Genomic DNA, 22,928 nt, shown 5'->3' with positions numbered 1-22,928 from the left:
CCTACTCCATCCGCCGGAACACCGCGCCGTGTGACTTGAGCAGAGGGAATCGGGTTGCCTCCAGTGCCAAGCTGAAATCCCGGCGCTCCAGAAGGAAGCGGTCCAACCCATGAGAGATCAAGTCCAGAGCCTCTCTGCAAGCGGGGCTGTCCACGTCCTCCAGCACCAAGTAACCACCTGGACGGACCAGCGACGACCAGCGATCCAAGAGCATCAATTTGCCCTCGGGCCTTGAATCAGCATCTAGCACTACGAGCCCAAAGCCATCCGGCACCAGCGCACGAACGGTCTCCAGCGTTGCAGCCGCATGAGCATCTCCATGCACCCGCTCCACCTTCACGTGCGCGAGTCGGTCAAAGGGTGGTAGGCATTCATCGCACTGCTCCCGGTCTACCCCTATCACCCGGCCTCCGCCGCAAAGGGCCAACATGGTCGCGAAGAACCACAACCCGCCCCCCCTCCCGTATCCCACCTCCAGCACTGCCTTTATCCCTGAGCCCGTCAGGAGCTCCTGGTAGAAGAACAGGTCCATTGGCATCTTCACCGCGACGTGCCCCAGCCAGCGATACTCGCGCTCGGCTTCGACCTCGTGGCGCCAGTACCATTCCTGGTACGCGTTTCCCAACCAGGCTTCTGTTCCCGGTAGAAGACCTCCGTGCGCCTCTGGCGTGTCTTTGAAGGGAGCGACCAACACGCCAGCCTCTACCCACGGCTCCAGGTGTGGCTCATATTCAGCGAAGGAACGAAAGCGAAGCAACTCTTCGTAGGTCTTGCGCGAGACCCGCACCGTCGTGCCGCGTACCGTGTGCTGCACCTCCACGTCTGCACTATAGTCTACGAAGACCACATGGCTGCTCAGACGCATCCGCCCCCTCATGTCTCCCCTCCTCCTCCCGACTTGCGCGCGACAAGGAAAGGACTCAGCGCGCCAGAGAACGCATTTCGCTGGAAGGAGTCAAACAACTGGATATCCTTGAAGCCAGCCTTCTGCGCACATGAGGCCACGGCCCTGGCGTCCGCTACGTGCAACAGGTGTTTCTCGTGCATCATTTCGCCTAGTGACTTGCACGCATACACGTACTGCGCTTCCAACTCATCCAACTGATTTGGAGGCCGACGGAAGCCATAGAGAAAGAGGACATCCTCAGGCTGACCTCCGGGTCCTGGCTCGCGGTCCTCCATCACTTCCACCGGCGCATGCTTCGCGTGCGCAATCTGGAGCACGACACCGCCCCCCGGTCGTAACGCCTGATAGAAGCGGTGCAGGACGTCCACGAGTTCTGTGTAACTCTCGCAATAATTGATTGTCCATGAGAGCGAGACGATGGCGTGGTACGTCGACTGTTCCTCCAACTCTTGCATCCGCTGAACCCGTACAACGTCACGCCCGAGCCGCTTTTCCGCTTCCCGCACCATGCCCGGCGAAGCATCGACGCCCCGAACGTGCATCCCGTTCCGAAGTGCCTTCTCAAGGAAAGCGCCCGTTCCACAGCCGACGTCCAAGACATGACAGGGCATGGACCAGGAGCGCAGCGTCTCAAGCACGAAGTCATGATCGTGTTGGTAGTGCACAGGTGGCGTGTGCAAATCGTAGCGGTGTGCGAACTCGTCAAAAAGGCGCATTATGGCAATACCGCACGCATGTCGGTGAAGGCTCCTACGATTTGTTGCCCCGCAGCACGTACCGCTTCCACATCTGCCAACTGGAGCATGTTCCATGCGCGTCCCTTGCCCACCAGCGGACCGAGGCAGTCGAGAACGCGTCGCTGCGTACGCTCCTGGCGAGGAGTGGACGCCTGTAGCCTCTCCAGCGCATGGGAGAAATCGACAAGGGAGCCGTCCCGCGTCCAGTCCTGAAGCGAGCGTCCGCCCAGTAGAAGCAGCCGCGCGGAAGCGGAGAGCCCAGTCCCCTCGCACATAGGACATCTGCTTGTGGAGCGACTGCTATCCACGGCCTGCGTCCACTTCGCGTTCGTGCTTCGTGCGCACTGCTGTGCCAGGTGGAAATACAGTCCATCCCAGCGCAGCCAGGCATTGACCTCCGAAGCGTCGGCCTTGGCATCCTTGAGGAAGGTCCCATGGCCAGGTCGCGTCCAGCATCCATACAGCAACAGGTTGCGCGAACTGGCATCCAGCCGTTGGTAGGGCATTCCCTTTTCCCACAATCCCTCCTCGGCCATACGGAGGAAGAAGGGCAGCATTTCTGCACGACGCACGCCTTTCATCACCGCCGCTGCTGCTGGCTGTAGGAACTCCTCGTCCTCCAACGATGCTTGCCGGTCACCGATAACAAGTTCTTCCTTCAGTGTCAGAACCCCGCCGCCGCCTTTGCAGGTGGGACAGCGGCCTCGAGGGTCATGCCGAGAGAAGTGAAAGGGCGCCGCCTCCATCGGTCCTACCAAGCCCTGCTCCAAATTCATCAATCGCGTCTGGATGAAGCCGTGCAACTCGCCATTGGGTCCATGGAGTTCGACATACCCTGCGCCCAGCATCAGTGCGTCCGCGATCAGACTCCTGCGCTCGGCAGGATCCTTCTGGCGTGGCACGAAGCGCTCCCCAGTCGCACGCACTCGCCCCCAATCCACATCCGTGCCCTTTTTCAATTCACTGCCGCTTGGTGCCAGCAGCCGCAACCCCATGGCTTTTGCATGGCTTCGCGCATCCTGAACTGCGGTGCGCGGCAGACAAGCCCCCCACGTTTGGAGCTCCTTCAAGAACGGGTGGATGACAAGGCGACCTTCCCCATGCCTCTCCCACTGAATCGCCAGCGTGTTGATGTCCTCGGCACGAGCACCCCGCATCTGCACATCCAGCAGCAGCCGTGCAATCTCCTGGTCCAGGTCACCGATCTCCCAAGGGCGGCGCCCCTTCCACATGCGTTCGTCCACGAGCACCGCCGGCCGGTCGGGGACGACTTGCTCCACAGGAAGGTCCGGGGGAGCGATGTCGTCACCGATGAGTTGGCGAATCCTCGCCCCCATCCGCACTGCCTGTCCGCGCAGGTCTTCCTCCCTGGACAGCTCCGAGGGCAGGGCAGGAGAAGTGCTACGGCGACCGGGTCTGGCTCGCACGGTCCGCCCCGCGAGCATGCGCCCCGTTGCAGTGTCTGTTCCACGCACCTCCGCAGGGGTTCCCATCGCCATCACCCGCCCTCCGTGGGGCCCGCCACCTGGGCCAAACTCGATGAGCCAGTCCGCCGCGCTGATGATGGCGGCGTTGTGCTCCACCAGCACCACCGTGTTGAGGCCCCCCCGCAGGATGCGGTCCAGCGCGCGCACGAGGTGCGCTACGTCTTGTGAATGAAGGCCCGCCGCAGGCTCATCAAGGACAAAGAGTAGTCGGCTCGAACCGTGCTCGGACAGCTTGCGCGCAATGCGCAAGCGCTGCACTTCGCCGCCACTCAGCGTGTCCACGCGTCGGCCGAGACTGACGTGCCCGATCCCCAACTCCTCCATCTCCTCCAGAACGCCCGCCTGTGTCGCAAGAAAGGAGGGAAGCTTCTTCCGCAGCGAGGACACAGGCAGAGCGAGTAGGTCCCCGATGCTCATGCCCTCAACCTGCACTGACAGCGCCTCCTGTCCGTACCGCAGGCCGCCGCACACAGGGCAGGTTGTCCACAGTTCATGCTCCGCGACTTCCCCCAGCCCCAGGCAGAATTGGCAACGCCCCTGGCCCGCGTTCAGTCCGAAGTCGCTGGCACTCAACCCCGCGGACCGTGCCTGCTCGGAGGCACCGAAGACAGTTCGCAGCCGCTCAGCCAGTTCAAGGAACGTCGCCACGATGCTGCGGCGATTCGTGGGCGGAATCCCCTGGTCCAGCGCGACTACCCCCTCCAGACGTTCGGCCCCCTTAAGTGCCTTCCAGTTCCCCGGACGAAGGTCAAAGTCAGCCAATGGCATGGTCTTGTCCAGCATTCGGAGCACGCCAGGCAAGAGTGCGCCTCGCACGAAGCTCGATTTGCCAGAGCCGGAGACTCCTGTCAGGCACGTCAGTCGTCCCAATGGCAGCTTGCAGTCAACGCCCCGAAGGTTGTGGATGGTTGCGCCCTGGATGGTAAGCCACAGCGGCTGTTCCTGTTTCAGTGGCACCGTTCTTTTGATGGAAGGCGGGTGCTTCCACGCACTCTCCACAACGGGTCCTTCATACTCGACACACCCGCCAGCAGCGCCAGCTCCTGGACCGAGTTGGATGAGGTGGTCAGCCGCATGGGCGAGCGCCTGCCGGTGCTCGTTCATGATCACCGTATGATGGGGCGCAAGGCTAGCAATGGCTTCCGCAAGCCCTACGAGGTCCTCGTCATGAAGTCCTCGGGCAGGCTCATCCAGGAGCAGGCACAAACCCGCGCTACGTGCATTCAGCACGCCGGCGAGCTGGGTCCGGCGCCCCTCGCCGCCGCTGACCTCCAGCATTCCTCGGTCTCCGGACAGGTGCCCTAGCCCCACCGAAACAAACGACTGGGCTTGTTGCTGGAGACGCCGTACCAATCCCTTGGACTCGCGCGGTACGGAGCCACCAAATGCGTGTTCCTCTTGTGCCTGCTCTGACAAGCCAGCGAACGGGAGCGCCAGTAGGTCATGAACGCCGAGGCTACCAACCCGCAGCGCACGGGCCTGGAAGGACCAACGCGTGCCACAACAGTCATGGCACGGGCCCTCACGCACGAGGAAAGCCAGGCTCTGGGCGACCTTCGTCCCTCGCGACACGCGCTCAATAATGGCCTTGCGGAAGCCTTCGAACGGCCTGGGGGCGCTCATCTTCCGCCCTGTCTTGCACTCCCGGTCCGTCACCAGGTCGGAGCCGGCCCCATCCAATACCAGCCGCCTGGCATCGTCGGATAAGCGCAGCCAGGGGACATCTGGAGAGAAGCCACGAATGCCGCGCAATCCCTCAATCGTCTCGTGCTGGACGTTGAGATATTTGTAGTTTTTCTCTGTCCAGAGAACAAAGGCACCCTCGTGCATTGAGCGCTCGGGGTGCGGGACAAGCGCATCTTCGTTGACAACGACCGCGCGGCCCAGACCACGGCACGTCGGGCACGCGCCACTCTCGGGGTGCTCAGGCGAATTGAAGGAGAGCAGGTGGGAACTGGGGAGACGGAAACAGGTGGCAAATTCCGGCTCGACGCAGTGGAGAGAGGAATCCAGTCGTGCTCCGAAAGGGCCTTGCAAATCGGGCCGTGTCGCGCCCGGCAGTTCCACAACTACCGTCCCCCCTCCAGCTTCGAAGGCCCTGGTGAGAAGGGCCTTCAACTTCCCCACGTTCGTCCGGGGGCCGATGTCCAGCCCCCCCATGTTCGCCTCGATGATGTGCCGGACCGTTGGAGACAGGGGCTTGGCGTGCGCCAACCGGACAATGCGTCCCTTCTCCCATACGGAAGGACGGTCTGTCTCACTGCGGACAATGGCTTGGTCAATACCAAGGCCATATAACCGCGCGAAGGTACTGACACCGTCTGTCGCTGCGAAGCGCACGGGGGCGGCCCAGATGGTAGCTGGGCCGCGGTGGTGCCGCACCAACCACTCGGCATAACTCTCCGGGGATGGGGCGGGCACGTCCCGCTTCAGTTCGTCCGAGTAGGGGCGCCCGGCGGCCATGAAGAGCCTGCGCAGGGTTGCGAGCAGTCCGGTGCTGGTTCCAACAGTCGTCCGGGCAGATCCCCTGAATGTCCTTTGTCCCACGTGGATGGCCGCCGGCAAGGGGCCTATGAACGCCCGTGGAGGGGGGCCTTCCATGTGAGGAGGATGAATGCCGAGAAACGTGCCCATGCGCCGACCCGCTTCGGCCGCGAGCGTGTCCTCCAGAAGCGAACTTTTTCCAGAGCCCGATACCCCAACGACCATCGTCACTCGGTTCAAGGGGAAGTTGACGTTGATGGACTGGAGGTTGTTTGTATCCGCCCCAACAACCTCGATCTGGTCTTCGCTCTTCGTCGAAGTGGATGCCTTGCTTTTTCTCATGATGGTTCGTCCAGCATATGGAGGACGTAAACTTCACGAGACGTGAAGGCTCTAGGAAACGATTGGAAGACGACCGTGCATGCCCCTCTGTAGTGGAGGGCTCGTGTATTCGACACGAGAAGCACCTCTCCTGCGCCCAGATGGATGGGCGTGGACACAGAGAGCGCGGCATCATGAATGAGCTGGAGGTGGGCTTCGAGATCAATCGGGTTCTTGCCGAATCGGCGATGGCCCGCACGGAGCGTCTCGGGGTGGAACCGGATGCGCCCCTCGGCAATGCAGCATCCCATCCACCCGCCGGGCGATGTCTCATTGACCATGCTCACGTCCGTTTCCTGGAGGAAAGCGAGGGTAGCTGAGGCGTTGCGTCGCCGTAGCTCAGCCAGCAATTCGTACAGCCGAGCGACTCGCAACTCGCCCTGGGACGGGCTGCCCGGGTCAGGAACCTTGCATTGAATGGCCGTTACCACGGGAGGCAATGGAGCCGTGTTGATGTCCGTGTGGAAATGGCCTTCCTTCAGCGTATGCGACAAGTCCGTGGTCCAGGGAGACATGCGGAAGTGTTTGACAACCTTGTCCTTGCGGTAAGGTTTGAAGCGATGAGAGAGCGCGAGGGACACAAGCAACAGTGAAGCCCCATCTCCTACCTCCGGCACGCCACGAAGCACGACGTGGTCGTACCTTCGCCACAATTCGTGGACGCGCTCAGCGAAGCCCATCCAGGCATCTGATTGCAGAAAGGAGTCGTCGAGTTCACCACGAAGCACAGTCTGCTCCAAGTCCGCCAGCGCCAGAGAATTGGAGTACTTCGAAGAGGCGAGCCAATCAGTGACTATGTCACTGACGACAATTTCTGGCAGAAGGGGAACGGGGGTCATGAGCGCATGAATCTGAAGAGCAGTTTATGTTTGAAGTGGTGGCTCATCATGTCGCCCACACTGGGAAAGGAGAAGGTCGACAGTCGCGGGTCGTGGGTTATCCAGCCTGATGTGCGAAGGGGTCTCACCGAGGGGAGAAGCCCTTGGGCGCCTGCGGCAGCGAGGATGTCCATGGGCCGATGGCCATAGACACGATGGCCCATGCCTTCCAGAACGGGACGCCAGAGGGGCCAGACCGGGTTTTCGGCATGGCATCCCAATACGAGGTAGGCCCGGCCTCTTTGCGAAAGCACTCGCTGCAAGCGAGCCATGAACCCACTGACATCCGGCTCCAGATAGAGCATTTCGTGGCAGGTGACGAGGTCGATGCAGCCCTCCGGAATTCGCTCCCAACCGGACGCATCGAGCAACTCGACGGAGGGAACATGCCCACTGAGGCGGAGGGCGGCGTGCTCACGCGCTTCCGCGATAGGCTCAATCCCGTAGATACGGCGAAGTTGCCAGCGGCGAAGCAGGCGCAGCAACAGCCCACCCCGATGGCAACCTACATCCAGCGCTGTGCCAGGAGGATGTAACCAGTCATCCTCATGGATGTGCTGGAGGAGGCAGTTCCAGAAAACTTCGTTGGAAGCCTCAAGGTGCTCCTCATCTTCTTGCGAATGGAAGAAGCGGTCGCGCATGAGGAATCCTTCGGCCCGCTACATGGGCAACGAGCGAGAGAACTCCTCACGGGCAGCGTTGTGGGCGGCAGCTCCGTGCGCGCGCGTCACCCGCAGTTGGATCGACACCGAAGTGAAGAACAAAGAGATCGATGGACTGCATGAAGGCCTCTTCCAGATCCTGGCGATCCTCCGGGCCGCGCATACCGAAGTACGGGAAGTGGTGCAGCATTCGTCCGAAGAGTCGCTCACAGTCACTGGCATAGGCACGGGTATCCAGGATGTGCGCGTGCCAGAATTCGTCGATGGGGCCCGTCGGGCAGATCTTCTTGTCAGGGAAGCGGATGTTGAGGGCGAGGAACTTGCGATAGAGTGATTCCACCTCATCGCAGTACTCAAGCGTCCATTCCTGCTCCTCCATGAGTTTGCGCTTGAGCATGGTGAAATCGAGCCCCGCGACGCTATTAAGGGCACGGGCAAGCTCCGTGTCCACGCGAATGAATGCATGAGCCTGCTCGAAGGTCATTGGCTGATTCAGCACCTGCGATTCCATGGCTTCTCCTGGTGAGGTACGACGCTGAGAGCTATCCCACCCCCTAGGATAGATCAAGGCGCTGCCCGGTCTCTCCCTCTTAAGAGGGAGTAACGGAGGCAGCTGAGTCCCCGGGGCGCCGAGTCGCCAAGAAGAGTTGGCGCAAATTGCACCCAATGGCCGACCTCTACCTTCGCGCAGGCGCTCGGTTCGCAAGCCAGATTGCAATCGGCACTTGGCGAACGCGCTTTTCAATCGCACCACGACCTGTCTGGCATGCGTTGAGACCGATTGAAATGTGACGCGAGAGATCTACGGGGGCGTCACGGAGGCGCGCTGCACCTGCGTGACGCCGGGCAGCGTGGGCGCGGGGTTGAGCGCCTGGAGCAGCATGGCGCGCAGGGCCTCCGTGAGGTCCTCACCCGGTGCGCTCACGCCGGCCGGGGCGCCCTGCAACGGCGCGGGAATCTCCGTGCCCACCACCACCAGCGGGATGCGGACCTCCCAGGCCAGGTAGTGCGCCAGCCGCACCGCCGGCTCCGAGTTGTCCATCAACAGCGCGCCAATGGCCCCCGCGCTGAACGGACGCCACAGCGGACGCGCGGCCTCCGCGGGCGGCAGCACGCAGAAGTCCACGTTCAGCACTTCGCTCAACTCCAGACGCCCCAGCGTCCCGAAGCCGCTCTTCACCGCGGTGGGGTCCGCCGACATCGCCTCCAGCCCCGGCACCCGCGCCAGGATGCGCCGCGCCGCGGATGAACCGCTGCCACAGACGAAGACCTTCGCCGTCGCCACCTTCGCCAGCGTCCGCGTGCGCAAGAGGCGCCCGCGCAGCGCGTGCACCTCCGCCGCGCCAATGAGGTCGCCCCCGCCCAGGTTCTGGCCTTCGCTCTCCGTGGGCCGCGCCACGCCCTTCTGGAGCAGCGTGGACAGCACGCCCAGCACCTCCATGTCCGTGGCGGGCGCCAGGTCCAGCACCTCGCCCAGCGCGCGGGGCTGGCGGAGCAGCTCCATCACCTGCGCCGTCACCGGGTGCTGCTCCTCGGACAGGTCCACCTCCGGCGCCAGCATCAGCCGCGTGTGGCGCGGCGGCAGGCCCGGCAACAGGCGGTTCACCTCGTCCGACTGCCGCATGCCCTCCAGGAGCGCGTCGTCCATGGCGCGGTTGATGCGCGGACGCGCGGCGCTGCTGCCCGGCGTGAAGGTGAAGTTGCCCTCGGTCCACGACAGGAGCCGGAACAGCGCCTTCTCCCCTTCCACCCTCCCCAGCCGCGCGTTCACCGTGCGGCCGTCGGAGACGGTGATCTCCCCACGCTCCGCGCCGCGCTCCAGCGACAGGCGCCCGTTGCGCTTGTTCATGCCCAGAATCTGCATGAGGTCCGGGATGCTGAGCTGGCTGAGCGACCCTTCGATTTCCTGCTGCTCGCTCTTGAGGTCCTTGGCCGCTTCGTTGCGCCGGAAGATGTGCTCGATGCGGCTGAGCACCTCGTCCAGGTTGAACGGCTTGCGCAGCGTGCCGTCCCGCATGCCCCGCGCCCGGTCCGTGTCCAGGCTGGACGTGGTGAGCACCACCGGGATGTCTTCCGTGCGCGGGTTGGTGCGCAGAATCTGCACGAACGTGCGCGCGTCCAGGAGCCGGCACGCCTCGTCGAAGAGCGTCAGGTCCGGGTGCCGGAGCACCGCGACCTCCAGCGCCCGCGAGCCATCCGGCGCGTAGTGCACCTGATAGCCCTTCGTGCGCAGCGCACGCGACAGGGCGCGCACCGAGTCGAGGTCGGGGTCGGCGATGAGGATCTTCCGCACCTGGGCCAAGGTCGCTTGCTCCGCTTCGTGACGTCAGTAGGGCTGCAGGTCGTATTCGGCCTGCAGCTTGGAGATGAGCCCGTCCACCACCGCGGTGTCCGAGGTGTGGAAACCCCACGTCGCGCCCCGTCCCCGCCGCTGGATGAGCGCGTACGACGCACTCTCCGACAGCCAGAGGATGAACTCGTGGCGCGCCACCCGCTCATCCCCTTCCAGGAACACCGGCGTGAGCGCCGCGTGCGACTCCAGATCCACGCGCCGGCCCAACAGGTAGATGCGCGACGACAGGTCCGGCGGCGCCTGCTCCAGCCCCACCGCGAGCGGCAGGTCCGCGCGGATCTCCGGACCGCCCACGTAGAGCAGCCCGCGCGAGCCGGGGTCGCGCACCAGCTCCCGGGCGATCTCCACCTGGAGCTCGTCGAAGAGCACGTCCGCCACCTTGCCCCGGCGGCTGGGTTCCGCGCGGTCGTCCGTGGGCAGGCGCGGGCTGTTGGGCGTGCCCAGCAGCAGGTCCACCTCGTCCCAGAACGGCAGCCCGTCCAGCATCAGCCGGCGCTGGAGCGACGCGCGGCGCTCGTCCATGCGGCGGCGGCAGCGGTGCACCAGTTCGTCGAAGTCCTCGCCGTCCTTGGGGAAGGTGCTGGCACCGCCCACGAGCGCGAGCGGCAGGCGCTGCTCCACGTCCTGCACGTCCGGCTCGTCGCGCACGGCGGCGACGGCGCGGCGCACGAACATCATCGCGCCGAAGAAGTCCGTCTCCGGCAGGAGGAGGTAGAACTCCTGGTCGCTCGCCTTCGCGATGACGTCCGAGTCGCGGATGATTTTACTGAGCGCCTTGATGATGCCGCGCACCGCCTTCTTCGCGTCCTGCGCGCCCAGCCGCACGCGCACCAGCGGCAGGTTGTCGATGCTGAACGTCAGCAGCGAGAACGTGCGTCCGTACCTGCGCGCCTTGTAGATCTCCTTGGACGCGTAGTCGGTGAAGTAGCTGAGGTTGTACGCGGCGGTGTCGCGGTCGCGCAGGCCCAGGCGCTGGAGCGCCATCAGCTTGCGGCCGTTCTTCACGCCCACCGCGGCGAAGTCCGCCAGCACCTTCGCGTCGCGCGTGTGCTCCATGCGGAAGTCGCCGGTGAGCGGATCCGACAGCTGCGCCAGGCCCATCACCTCGCCCGCGGCCACCAGCGGCACGTACAGCACCGGGGAGCGCTCATCACGCGCGAGCCACGGCGCGGCTTCGCGCAGGCGCAGGGACAGCGGCCCCTCCGGGCTCATCTTCTCCGGCAGGAACTGCTTGTCGAGCAGGCCCCGGTACGAGCGCAGCGCCAGGTCTCCCCGGTCGTCCACCACCCACAGCGCGGCGCTCTGCGCGTCACACACCGCGCCCAGGTCCGCGATGACGCGCTCCTGGAGCCACTCCAAGTCCGGATGGGAGAGCAGCTCCAGGCAGCGCTGCTGGAGGTTGTGGAAGCGGGCGAACTCCAGGTTCTCGTCCTGGAGCCGCGCGCGTTCGTGGCGCAGCTGGGCGCGCTCCATGGCGCGGTCCACCGCGAGCAGCAGGTCCGACTCCTCGATGGGTTTGACGAGGCAGTCCGCCACGCCCAGGCGCAGCGCGACCTCCGAGCCCTGCACGTCGTCGCGCGTGCTGACGAGGATGACCTCCTGTTCGGGGTCGCGTTCGCGCAGGCGCGCGGTGAGCGCGAAGCCGTCCACGCCGGGCATCACCACGTCGGTGAGCACCAGGTCGAACGTCGCCCGGGACACCTCTTCCAGGGCCAGGGTGGCGTTCTCCACGGCCACCACGCGGTGCCCGCGGCGCGACAGCAGGTCCGTGGCGAGTTGTCGGAAGAACAGGTCGTCGTCGACGACGAGGATGGGACCGGCCACGGTGCTCGGGGGGCGAAGGGAGGAAAGCCGAAGGTTATCGGGGCCTTGGAAGCGCGACAACGCCTTCGAAGACGAAGGACACGGGGCCCCGGAGCCGGATGTCGGACAGGTCGCTCGGAACGCGGATGCGCAGGTCGCCGCCCGGCAGGGTGACGCGCAGCCAGGCGTTCGAGGGAAGGCGCTTCGCAAGCACCGCCGCCACCGCGGACGCGCAGGCCCCCGTGCCGCAGGCCTGGGTGAGGCCACAACCGCGCTCCCAGACGACGACGGTGAGTCCGTCCTCGTCCACGCGGACGAACTCCACGTTGGTGCGGTCCGGGAAGGCCGGGTGCCGCTCCAGGGCGGGGCCCAGGCGCTCGGCCGCCTCCAGGGGTTGGTCCAGGAGCACCAGATGCGGGTTGCCCATGTTCACCGCGGTGCCGAGCAGGCCCTCATGGCCGGGCACGGGGGCGCTCACGAAGGGCTGGCCCGTCGTCCCGGAAGGCAGGTTCGCGGCCACCAGCCGGGCGGGCCCCATGGAGATGTCCACGCCCACCACGCCGCCGTCGCCGTAGCCGGGCTCGCAGGTGAGCACGCCGGCGCCGGTCTCCACGTCGATGAGCGCGGGGTGCTGGCCGGACTGGTCCACCAGATACTTCACCGCACAGCGCAGTCCGTTGCCGCACATCTCCGCGATGCTGCCGTCGGCGTTGTGGACGACCATGCGGGCAAGGCCGCGGGACGCCGGGAGGATGGCGAGCACCCCGTCCGCGCCGATGCCCCGGCGCCGGTCGCACAGCCAGCGGGACTGCTCCGCGTCGATGTCCACGCCCGTGCGGCGGCGGTCCAGGACGACGAAGTCGTTGCCCAGCCCGTGGTACTTGAAGATGCGTTCGCTGGCGTCCACGGGGGCAAGTGTAGACGCCGGCGGCTATTCGCGCTCGCCGACCTTCTTGGACGGAGCCGGAACGTCCAGTGCAGGCATGGACCGGCGTGAGGCCCCAGGGGCGGCAGGGGCGCTGGCACGGCGCAGCTCGGCCAGTTCGGCCTCCCGGGCGGCGAGCTGATCCTGCATCGTCTCGACGTGGGCCTGGAGGACCTCCATCTCCGCGGCCATCTCCAGCACTTCCTCTGGAGGCTGGACGGCGGAGGTCTTCGCTTCCTCCAGGGCCTGGACCAGGGTCTCGCGTTCGGTTTCCAGCGCTTCCAGGCGGGCCTGCTGTTCGCGGATCCGGGTGGCGAGCTGGTCGCGTTCGGCGCGCTCGGCATCCAGGATGCGCACGGCATCCGCGGCGGCGGTCTCCAGGGAGTTGGCGCGGCCTTCCAGGCGGACGCGGGCGGCCCGGGCGACCGTGAGGTCCGATTGGAGGCGCTCGCGTTCGGAGGCCATGGCGGTGCGCTCGGCGTCCGCGCGGCGGGCCTGGGCCTCCGCGTCGGCGGCGGCCTGGGTCAGGGCGGCGACGCGGGCTTCCAATGCGGCCTGTTCCGTCCGCGCGTCCTCCAGCGCGGCGGCGAGCCGGGCTTCCATGGCGGCGAGCGACTCACGGGTCTGTTCGGCGGATTGGGTGAGCCGGGCTTCGAGCCCGGCCTGCTCCGTCGCGGCGCGGGCCTGGGCTTCGGCGAGCCGCTCGTCGCGCTCGGCATTGGAGGAGTCCGCTTGTGCGGCGAGGTCCGCGATGCGGGCTTCCAGATCGGCCCGCTCCGCGGCGGCGCGGGAGGTAAGGTCCGAGAGCTGTGCCTCGATGGAGGACTTCTCCTCGCGGGCCTGTTCGGTGAGGTCGGCGAGACGGGCTTCCAGCTCCGACCGCTCCGTGCCCGCCTGGGCGGTGGCCTCCGCGAGCCGCACTTCCAGTTCGGCCTTCTCGGTGGCGGCGCTCGTGAGGCGGGCTTCCAGTTCGGCCCGCTCCTGCTCCGCGCGAGCGGTGAGGTCCGCGAGCTGCCCTTCCAGGGTGGCGGTGCGCTCGTTGCCGGTCTGGACGGTCTCCGTGAGCCGGGCCGCGTCCGCGCGCGCGGCTTCCAGTTCGGCGCGCAGGCCCTCCAGCGAGGCCTCCAGGTTCGTGGCCTTGCCCGCGAAACGGCGCGCGGTCTCGAGCTGCACCACGAGCACCTCCGCGTGTTCGCGCGTCGCGGCGAGCCGGTCGCTGGCGTCCACCAGCTCCGCTTCCAGCCGGCCGACCTGTTGACTCCGCTCATGCAGCGCGGCGTGTGCCCGTTGCAGCTCGGATCCCAGGCGCATCAGTTCCTGGTGCGCGGCGCCCAACCGGGCCGTCTCCGCGCGCAGGGTCGTCAGCTCCTGCTCCTTCAGCCCCAGCTGCGCGCGAAGCTCGTCCAGGTCCTGCTGCTGCCGTTCGGTCCGCGAGAGCGCGCCTTCCAGCTGCGCTTCCATGGAGACCCGCAGGGCACTGGCCTCGCGCAGCTCCTGCTCGCGGGCGGACAGGGACTCCGTGAGACGGGCCGCACGGGCTTCGGATTCGCGGGCCGCATCCTGCGACTGCGAGCCCTCCGCCAGCCGGGCCTCCGCCTGCGCGAGCGAATCCTCCAGCGCGCCGAGGTTCGCTGTTTCAGCGGCGAGCCGGAACTCCACCTCCGTCAGCGAGGCTTCCAGTCCGACACGGCGTGACGTCTCGGAGGCGGCGCGCCTCTCCGCATCCGCCAGCGCCTGCTCGAGGGTGGAGAGGCGGGACTCCGCCTCCTTCAACGAAGCTTCCAGTTCGGAGCGGCGCGCGGATCCATCGGCCATCGCGGACTCCGCCGTGGCGATGGACACTTCCAGCTCGGAGCGGCGAGCCGACTCCGCGGCCTGCCGGGACTCGGCTTCCGCGATCGAAGCTTCCAGTTCGGCACGCCGAGCGGATTCAGCGGCCTGCCGGGACTCCGCCTCCGCGAGCGCCGCTTCAAGTTCGGAGCGTCGCGTGGACTCGGAGGCAAACCGCGCCTCGGCCTCCGCGAGCGTCTGCGCCAGGGAAGCATGGCGCGCCGTCTCCGTGGCCCCCCGAGACTCCGCTTCCGCCAGGGCCTGCTCCTGCGCGGCGAAGCGTTCGGCCTCCGTGGCAAGCCGTGCCTTGGCCTCCGCGAGGGCCTGCTCCAGCGAAGCCAATCGCGAGGACTCGGCGGCCTGTCGGGAATCGGCCTCCGCCAGGGTCTGCTCCAGCTCGGAGCGGCGTGCGGCCTCCTCGGTGTAGCGGGATGCGGTGTCCGACAGCGACGCTTCGAGTTCGGTGCGGCGAGCCTGCAGTTCGCGCGTCTCGGACTCCCACTGGAGCCGCTCGGATTCCAGCCGGGACTGGACAGCGGCCAACGCCTGCTCCGCTTCGGACAAGCGCTCCTGTTGGGCCGTGGACTCCGCGCGCAGGGTCTCCAGCTCCGAACGGAGCGCAGCCTCATTCGTGCGCGCGTCATCCAGCGAGGACAGCGCCTCCACCTCGGACCGCCGTGCCTCGGTGAGCTCCGCGCGCAGCTCGCGCACCGTCGCGTCCTGGGCGGACTGCGACTGCTTCGTGTCCGACAGCGCGGCACGGGCTTCTTCCAGCTCCCGAGCGTACGCGCGGGCCTCTTCCGACGCTGTCGCCAGGGCAGCCGCGTGCGACTGCCGCAACTCCAGCACGGCGGCTTCGTTCGTCCGCTGCGCTTCGGTGAAGGCGGCCTGTACCTCGGAAAGGGTCTGGCGCGTGTGCTCGAACGCGGCCTCGGTGGACAGCCGCGCGGCGCGCGCCGCCGAAAGGTCCGCTTCGAGCTGGGTCCGGAGCTCCTGCGCCGAGGCCAGCGAGGCTTCCGCTCGGGCCCGCTCCTCTTCCACTGCCGCCGCGGAGTCCTTCTGGAGCTGGGCGAACGACGCCTCCAGCCGGGCCCGCTGCGTGCGCTCCTCCTCCAGGACGGTACGAGCCACGCCCAGCGCGGAGTCCAGCCGCAGCCGGTCCGCTTCCAGCGCGCTCTGCGCCTCGTTCCAAGAGGACTCGGAGCCCTCCAACCGGGCGCGCAGGGCCCGCTCCGCGTCGAGCGACTCCTGCAGGTTCGTGAGCGCCACCTGCGCGCGGGCCTGCTGCTCGCGCTCCGACAGCAACTGCGCCTGGGTGTCGGCGAGCAACGCCTCCCAGCGAGCCCCCCGCTCCTGCTCGGTGATCAGCGACTCGCGTGCCGTGTCGAGCTCCGCCTGCACCGAGCCCCGGGCCTTCTGCTCGCGCGACAGGTCCTCCTGGATGAGCGCCGCCAGGGCTTCCGAGTCGGTCAGCTCCTGCCGCAGCGTGCGGAGCGCCGCCTCCAGCTCCGTGTTCCGCGCCTCGGCGGCCTCGCGGGCCTGGTTCGACTCGGCGAGCCGGACGCCGTGCTCCCACACCTCACGGGCCAGGGTGTCCCGGGCCTCGGAACGGGCCTGTTCGACCGCGGCACGGGCCTCCGCGAGCCGGGTCTCCGCCTCGGCGCGGACATCGGAGAGCACCTGATCCGTCTGGCCGCTCGACTCGGCGCGGGCTTCCGCGAGTGCACGGGCCGCGCGGGCTTCGGCTTCCTCCAACCGTCGGGCGAGGACCGCGTCGGCTTCGGCACGAACCTCGGCGAGCATCCGCGCCGCGCGGAGTTCGGCTTCCTCCAACTGCCGGACCCGCTCGGCCTCGGCTTCGGCGCGGGCATCCTCGAGGGCCTGAACCCGCTGGGCCTCCGCCTCGGCACGCACTTCCGCGAGCGCCTGCGCCGCACGGGCCTCGACGTCCGCCAGGTGTCGGCTCCGTTGAGCCGAGGCGCTGGCACGGACCTCGGCAAGAGCCTGCGCCCGCCGGTTCTCCGCTTCCGCCAGGGCCGCATCCCGCTCGGCCGCCGCATCCGCCAACGCCTTCGCCAGCAGCGCATCCGCATTGGCCCGGGCTTCAGTCAGGGCCTGAGCCGCATCCGCCAACGCGCGTTCGACACGGGCGTCCGCATCGGCTTGGGCCTGGGTCTGAGCCTGCGCGGCCTCCGCCATCGCACGTTCGACACGCGCATCTGCGTCGGCCCGGACTGCCTCCAACGTCCGCGCAGCATCCACCGATGCGCGCTCGACGCGGGCATCCGAGTCAGCGCGGACTGCCTCCAACGCCTGCGCAGCCTCCACTGCTGCGCGTTCGACGCGGGCATCCGCATCCGCCCGGGCTGCATCCAACGCCCGCGCCGCTTCCCGAGCCTCCGCCAAGGCCTGCTCGACCCGGGCATCCGTGTCGGACCGGTTCGACTCCAGCGCCTGCGCTGCTTCCCGCGCATCCGCCAACGCACGTTCGACACGCGAATCCGCGTCGGACCGGGCTTCCTCCAAGGCCTGCGCGAGCCGGGCCGCGGCCTGCTCACGGGCTTCCGAAAGCGCGTGCTCGGCGCGAACCCGTGCCTCCTCCAGCACCTGGGCGAGCCGAGCTTCCTCCTGCTCACGGGCCTCCGTCAGCGAGTGCTCCGCACGAGCCCGTGCGTCCTCCAGTGCCTGAGCGAGCCGCGCCTCCTCCTGCTCGCGGGCCTCCGCCAGCGCGCGCTCCTGCCGCGAATCCGCGTCGGAGTGCGCGACGGCCAGCGCGTTCGTCACCCGCTCGTCGGCTTCGGCGCGGGCCTGGGCCAGCGCCTCCTCCAGCCGAGCCTGCGCCTGGGCCCGCTCCGCATCGATGGCCTGCACGAGCGCGGCCTCGACCCGGACACGCTCCGTCTCCGCCGCCACCAGCCGCTGCCCCGCCACATGCTGCGCGGATTCAACCCGCTTCTGCTCCGCCTCCAGCGACTCCAGGCGCAGCCCGGCCGCGTGAAGCTCCTCCTCCAACCGCGCCGCCAGCGCCCGCGCCGAGGACTCCGACTGCGCGCGCCCTTCCAGCTCCTGCCGCAGCCGGCCTTCCGCCTCGCGCGCCGCGGTGAGCTCCGTCTCCAGGCCGCGCAGCAGCACCTCGCGCTCGGAAAGCCGCGCCTCCGCGTCCTTGCGAGCCCCCTCGGCGGAGTGCATCCGCTGCTGGGCCTCGGCGAGCTCGCGGCGGGAGCGCGCCAGCTCCGCCTCCTTCACCGGCACCGCGTCGCCCGCCGTCCGCGCGGACTCCTGCGCGCGCGAAAGCTCCGCCTTCAGGTGCTCCACCGCCGCGAGCGCCGTCGAGTACTGCTCCGCGATGCGCAGCTCCCGCTCGCGAGCCGCTTCCGCCTGACGTCGCCGGTCCTCGGAGGCGTCCTGCGCGCGCTCCGCCGCCAGCCGGTCCCGCTCCCGGTCGATGCGCAGCGAGCCCAGCTCGTCCTGCAGCGTGCGCAGCTCCGTGTACGCCTGGGTCAGCCGCTCGCGCGACTCGTCCAGCGTCGCCGCCGTCTCCTCGCGCCGTGCCCGCTCCAGCCGCAGCGACTCCTGCGCGGCCAGCACCTGCACGCCCGCTTCCGCCTGCGCGCGCTGTGCCGCCTCCACCTCCAGGCGCTGTGCCGTCAGCCGCCGGTCCGCGTCGGCGATCCGCTCCGTCGCGACCTGCAGCTCCAGCTCGCGGCGCCGCAAGCGGCTGCTCAGGTCGTCCCGCTCGCGCGCGGACTCCACGGTGCCCCGCGCCTGCTCCAATTGCGCGGTCAGCCGCGCCATGTCCTGCCGCGCGCCCTCCAGCGCGGGCTTGAGCGTGACCACCTCCGCCTCGCGGTCACCTATCTCCGCGCGCAGCTTGGACACCGCCTCCTTCAGCCGCCCCGCCCGCTCCTCCCACGTCTTCGCCCGGGCGGCGACCTCGTCCAGCTTGCCGCGCGTGAAGGCCAGGGGCTCCGGCGGCAGCTGCACCCACGTGGGGTCCACCACGCGCGCCGGCTCCAGGCCCGCCATCACCACGAAGTACGCCGCCTCGCTGTGCCGCACGAGCGAGCCGTCCACCTGCAACCCTTCGCCCCGCTCGAACGCGAGCTGGTAGCCCAGGACCGGCGACTGCGTGGCCACCTCCACATGCGGGAAGTGCGCCGTCAGCGCGTCCAACAGCTGCCCGTACGTGGGCGGCACCGTCTCTTCCGGGTCCATCAGCTGCGGAAGCGCCAGCCCCGCGATGTTGCGCAGGCCGCCCACGAGGAAGCCCTGCCGGGCCACCAGCCGCGCCAGCTCCGCCAGCAGCTCCGGCGCGCGCACGTAGGGCGCCAGGTCCGTCACCAGCACCAGGTCGAAGCTGCCCGCCTCCAGGTCGTCATAGACGTTGGCGCGAAATCGAAGCTGCGGATGCGCGTAGGCCTTCTGCGCCGCCTCCACCGCCCCCACGTCCGCGTCACACGCCACCACGGTGCGAGCGCCCCGCTCGACGAGAAAGCGCGCGCTCTCGCCGCCCGTGGAGGCCACGGCGTCGACCTCCAGCACGCGGCGGCGGGCGAACAGGCTCTCCGCGAAGATGTAGCGGGGCAGCAGCTCGCTGGGCCCCATGCGACGAAAGGTGGGTTGCAAATGATGTTCCCGGCGGGGCGCAGACTGTAGCGTTGGAGTCCCAGAAGGCCCAATTTCAGGGCCACACACCCACGGGCCCAAGCCCGTCCGACCGGAGGGCAGGCGACATGACCACCCATTCACCGCAGGGATTCGGCTACCGGGCCCGCCGCACCTTCACCCGGCTGCTCGTCTTCCTCGTCATCCTGGGCCTGGGTGGCGGCGTCGTCTTCCTCCTGGGCCAGCTCAACGCCCGCACCTTCACCGTCGTGCAGGAGAACGGCGAGCTGGTGGTGATGAAGGGCCGGGCCCTGCCCACCGGCGCCGCCGCCTACCGCCCCGGCGACGCGCGCCTCGCGGATGCCTACGCGCCCCTCCCCCTGGAGGGCCAGGACGTCACCCTGCTGACGCAGCAGAAGTTCACCGACCGGGACGACCTGGACCGCGCCCTCTTCCCGCTCCTGGAGACCCTGGCCCGCCCGCGCATCGCGTCCGGCGAGCCCGCCAAGGTGGAGCGCGGCCTCTACTACCTGCGCCGCGCGGAGAAGCTCTCCGGCATCACGGAGGAGCAGCGCCGCAGCCTCCAGTCCATGCTCACCGACGTGGCCTTCTACCAGGCGCGCCAGAAGCTGGAGGACGCCCGCCGCCTCGTGTCCGAAGGCCTGGCCCAGCTCAAGCTCGCCGCGGAGACGGAGAACCGCCACGCCCGCGCCGCCAACCAGATGCTCAGCACCGTGGGCCCCACCGCCCGCGACCTGGAGGAGGCCCTGCGCCGCGCCGTCCACACCGAGAGCGCCCCGGACAACAGCCCTGTAGCACCGGCCCCGCGCCAGCCCGCGCCGTCACCCGCCGGTGACACGTCCGCCACGCCTCCGTCCGCCGCCCCAACCTCCGACGCGGGCACGGCGCCCTGATCTTGAGGGGTTGGGCGACCCCATGAAAAAGACGGCGTCGGAGGGTCGTTTGCGCCGCTGTAAATGTCCTGCGGAGGACGCCCGAAAGAGTGTTGGTGAATGATCATAGATTGCAATGATCGATCCCACCTTTCGGGCAGGTTTACACAGGATCTAGCGTTGACACACCGGAGGACCCCCCATAGCTTGGGTTGACCGGTTGCTCGCCCCCTATCACGGGGGGTGCGTTCTGGGACCTTGGAGGCGGCAGTGGTTTTCTTGCGAGACACCCACTTCCGCCGTACACCCAACTACATGTCGGGTCGCTGTCGCCAGCCCCTCGGGTCCTGATCGGAAGCAGTCCCTCCCAGCCATCTCCGAAGCTGTCACCCACAGGGTCCGTCCGCCCTGCTGGCTACGCCATTGCCTTGCCCGGAAGTGAGACGCCCGTGACCGTCCAAACGCCCTTCAAGCCGAACGCTGTCGCCTCGCCGCCCCCCGACTCCGCCACCGTGGCGCCCACCACGCAGGCCTCGTCGGCCCCCGGCGACTTCACCACCACCATGCGGGTGAAGAAGCGCAACGGCACGGCGGAGCCGGTGGACCTCAACAAGATCGTCCGCGCGGTGGGCAAGTCCTGCGTGGGCCTGTCGCGCGTGGACGTGATGCGCGTGGCCACCAAGACCATCAGCGGCCTGTACGACGGCGCCACCACGCGCGAACTGGACAGCCTGTCCATCCAGACCGCCGCGGCGCTCATCGTGGAGGAGCCCGAGTACGCCCGGCTCTCCGCGCGCCTGCTGTCCACCTTCATCCAGAAGGAGGTCAGCAACCAGGACATCCAGTCCTTCAGCCAGTCCGTCGCCGCCGGCCACAAGCACGGCCTCATCGCGGACCGCCTGCTCACCTTCGTCCAGGCCAACGCGCGCAAGCTCAACGCCGCCATCGACCCGGTCCGCAACGACCTGTTCGAGTACTTCGGCCTGCGCACCGTCTACGACCGCTACCTCCTGAAGAACCCGCAGACGCGCGAAGTGATTGAAACGCCGCAGGACTTCTTCCTGCGCGTGGCGTGCGCCCTGTCCGGCGACAACGCGCGCGAGGCCATCGAGCTCTACCGCCTGTTCAGCTCGCTGGAGTACCTGCCCAGCTCCCCCACCCTGTTCAATTCCGGCACGCGCCACGAGCAGCTCTCCAGCTGCTTCCTCCTGGACTCGCCGGCGGATGAGCTGGACGCCATCTACAAGAAGTACTCGGACATCGCGATGCTGTCGAAGTTCTCCGGCGGCATCGGCGTGGCGTACCACCGCGTGCGCGCGCGCGGCTCGCTGATCAAGTCCACCAACGGCCACTCCAACGGCATCGTCCCGTGGCTCAAGACGCTGGACGCGTCCGTGGCGGCGGTGAACCAGGGCGGCAAGCGCAAGGGCGCGTGCTGCGTGTACCTGGAGACGTGGCACGCGGACATCGAGGACTTCCTCGAGCTGCGTGACAACACCGGCGACGAGGCCCGCCGCGCGCACAACCTCAACCTGGCCAACTGGGTGCCGGACCTCTTCATGCGCCGCGTGGAGGCCGACCAGGAGTGGAGCCTCTTCGACCCGAAGACGACGCCCCACCTCACCGACCTCTTCGGCGAGGCCTTCGAGAAGGCCTACGCGGAAGCCGAGGCGCAGGGCCAGGCCGTGCGCAAGGTGAAGGCGCGCGACCTGTACGCCCGGATGATGAAGGTGCTGGCCCAGACGGGCAACGGCTGGATGACCTTCAAGGACATCTGCAACCGCAAGAGCAACCAGACGGGCCAGCCGGGCAACGTCATCCACCTGTCCAACCTGTGCACCGAAATCCTGGAGGTCACGAGCCAGGGTGAGACGGCGGTGTGCAACCTGGGCTCGCTCAACCTGAGCCGCATGGTGAAGGACGGGAAGTTCGACTTCGACCTCTTGCGCTCCAACGCGATGCTCGCGCTCAAGCAGTTGGACCGCGTCATCGACCTCAACTACTACCCCATCTCCACCGCCGCGGACTCCAACCGCCGCTGGCGCCCGGTGGGCCTGGGCCTGATGGGGCTCCAGGACGTCTTCTTCCAGCTGCGCCTGCCCTTCGACTCCGTGGAGGCGCGCAACCTGTCCAAGAAGATCTCCGAGGAGATCTACTACGCGGCGCTCGTCACCTCCTCCGACCTGGCGGAGCAGTTCGGCGCGCACCCGTCCTTCCCGGAGACGCGCGCGGCCAAGGGCGAGCTCCAGTTCGACAGCTGGGGCATCGTCCCGGAGGACACGCTGCGCTGGGACGCGCTGCGCTCGCGCATCATGAAGGTGGGCCTGCGCAACTCGCTGATGATCGCCATCGCCCCCACGGCCACCATCGCGTCCATCGCCGGCTGCTACGAGTGCATCGAGCCGCAGGTGTCCAACCTCTTCAAGCGCGAGACGCTGTCCGGGGACTTCCTCCAGGTGAACCGCTACCTGGTGCGCGACCTGCAGCAGCTGGGGCTCTGGAACGAGGCCACGCGCAACCGCATCAAGCTGGCCGAAGGCAGCGTGCAGGACCTCACGGAGCTGCCGGAGGAGCTGCGCGCCATCTACCGCACCGCGTGGGAGGTCCCCATGCGCGCGCTGCTGGACATGGGCGCGGACCGCGGCGCCTTCATCGACCAGAGCCAGTCGCTCAACCTCTTCGTGGAGACGCCCAACATCGGGAAGCTGTCCTCCATGTACTTCTACGCGTGGCAGAAGGGGCTGAAGACCACGTATTACATGCGCTCGCGCCCGGCGACCCGCATCGCCAAGGCCACCGTGGGCCAGGGCGGCCCGACGATTACGGCCGCGCCCGCGCCGGTGCCGCAGGTCGTCACCGCGGAGGCTGAAGCGGTGGCGTGCTCGCTGGAGAACCCCGAGGCGTGCGAGGCCTGCCAGTAGTCACCCGGGTGGGCGCCGTACCCCTGCTGTCCCCTGTCGTCCGTGAGTAAGGGAGTACCGAA

General features: G+C 67.9%; 12 protein-coding genes. 2 read left to right on the top strand and 10 right to left on the bottom strand.

The features are described from left to right. Window position 1 precedes the first annotated feature (1 nt). From D7W81_RS05495 to D7W81_RS05445, 10 genes are all read right to left on the bottom strand, one after another. Window positions 2–877, bottom strand: coding sequence for a CmcI family methyltransferase (locus D7W81_RS05495; RefSeq protein ID WP_120554258.1), 876 nt, complete (start codon window positions 875–877; stop codon window positions 2–4). Further along, window positions 874–1,623: a class I SAM-dependent DNA methyltransferase gene (locus D7W81_RS42250; protein ID WP_244226978.1), complete on the bottom strand. Its 750-nt coding sequence runs from the start codon at window positions 1,621–1,623 to the stop codon at window positions 874–876. The genes D7W81_RS05495 and D7W81_RS42250 overlap by 4 nt, the downstream gene beginning before the upstream one ends. Then, window positions 1,623–5,957 carry an excinuclease ABC subunit UvrA gene (locus tag D7W81_RS42245; RefSeq protein WP_158621444.1) on the bottom strand — a complete coding sequence of 1,445 codons (4,335 nt, stop codon included), beginning with the start codon at window positions 5,955–5,957 and terminating at the stop codon, window positions 1,623–1,625. The genes D7W81_RS42250 and D7W81_RS42245 overlap by 1 nt, the downstream gene beginning before the upstream one ends. Then, window positions 5,954–6,835 (bottom strand): TauD/TfdA family dioxygenase, encoded by an 882-nt coding sequence (locus D7W81_RS05475; protein ID WP_120554254.1) that lies wholly within the window; start codon window positions 6,833–6,835, stop codon window positions 5,954–5,956. The genes D7W81_RS42245 and D7W81_RS05475 overlap by 4 nt, the downstream gene beginning before the upstream one ends. Next, the gene (locus D7W81_RS05470; RefSeq protein WP_120554253.1) at window positions 6,832–7,515 is read right to left on the bottom strand and encodes a class I SAM-dependent methyltransferase; all 684 of its coding nucleotides are present in this window, start codon (window positions 7,513–7,515) and stop codon (window positions 6,832–6,834) included. Before D7W81_RS05470 ends, D7W81_RS05475 begins: the two co-directional genes overlap by 4 nt. Window positions 7,516–7,561: 46 nt before the next feature. Continuing rightward, window positions 7,562–8,047, bottom strand: a complete 486-nt coding sequence (locus D7W81_RS05465) for a glycine-rich domain-containing protein (RefSeq protein ID WP_120554252.1) — start codon at window positions 8,045–8,047, stop codon at window positions 7,562–7,564. A gap of 291 nt (window positions 8,048–8,338) precedes the next feature. Next, window positions 8,339–9,838 (bottom strand): DUF4388 domain-containing protein, encoded by a 1,500-nt coding sequence (locus tag D7W81_RS05460; RefSeq protein ID WP_120554251.1) that lies wholly within the window; start codon window positions 9,836–9,838, stop codon window positions 8,339–8,341. A 24-nt stretch (window positions 9,839–9,862) separates the two neighbouring features. Next, on the bottom strand, window positions 9,863–11,713 hold the full coding sequence (locus D7W81_RS05455) for a GGDEF domain-containing response regulator (RefSeq protein ID WP_120554250.1): 1,851 nt from the start codon (window positions 11,711–11,713) through the stop codon (window positions 9,863–9,865). Window positions 11,714–11,747: 34 nt separating this feature from the next. Then, entirely contained in the window at window positions 11,748–12,599 is an 852-nt protein-coding gene (dapF, locus tag D7W81_RS05450) for a diaminopimelate epimerase (RefSeq protein ID WP_120554249.1), read from the bottom strand. A gap of 24 nt (window positions 12,600–12,623) precedes the next feature. Further along, the gene (locus D7W81_RS05445) at window positions 12,624–19,052 is read right to left on the bottom strand and encodes a methyltransferase domain-containing protein (RefSeq protein WP_120554248.1); all 6,429 of its coding nucleotides are present in this window, start codon (window positions 19,050–19,052) and stop codon (window positions 12,624–12,626) included. A gap of 128 nt (window positions 19,053–19,180) precedes the next feature. On the opposite strand from D7W81_RS05445, the gene D7W81_RS05440 reads away from it, so the two are divergent. Both D7W81_RS05440 and D7W81_RS05435 read left to right on the top strand, forming a co-directional pair. Beyond that, window positions 19,181–19,966: an IF-2 protein gene (locus tag D7W81_RS05440; RefSeq protein ID WP_120554247.1), complete on the top strand. Its 786-nt coding sequence runs from the start codon at window positions 19,181–19,183 to the stop codon at window positions 19,964–19,966. Window positions 19,967–20,394: 428 nt separating this feature from the next. Continuing rightward, complete coding sequence (locus D7W81_RS05435) at window positions 20,395–22,866, top strand: ribonucleoside-diphosphate reductase subunit alpha (RefSeq protein ID WP_120554246.1); 2,472 nt, start codon at window positions 20,395–20,397, stop codon at window positions 22,864–22,866. The last annotated feature ends 62 nt before the right edge of the window (window positions 22,867–22,928 follow it).

The organism is Corallococcus aberystwythensis (assembly GCF_003612165.1).
In the GTDB taxonomy this organism is placed as follows: Bacteria; Myxococcota; Myxococcia; order Myxococcales; family Myxococcaceae; genus Corallococcus; species Corallococcus aberystwythensis.
This window is presented reverse-complemented; position numbering and strand designations above follow the sequence as displayed.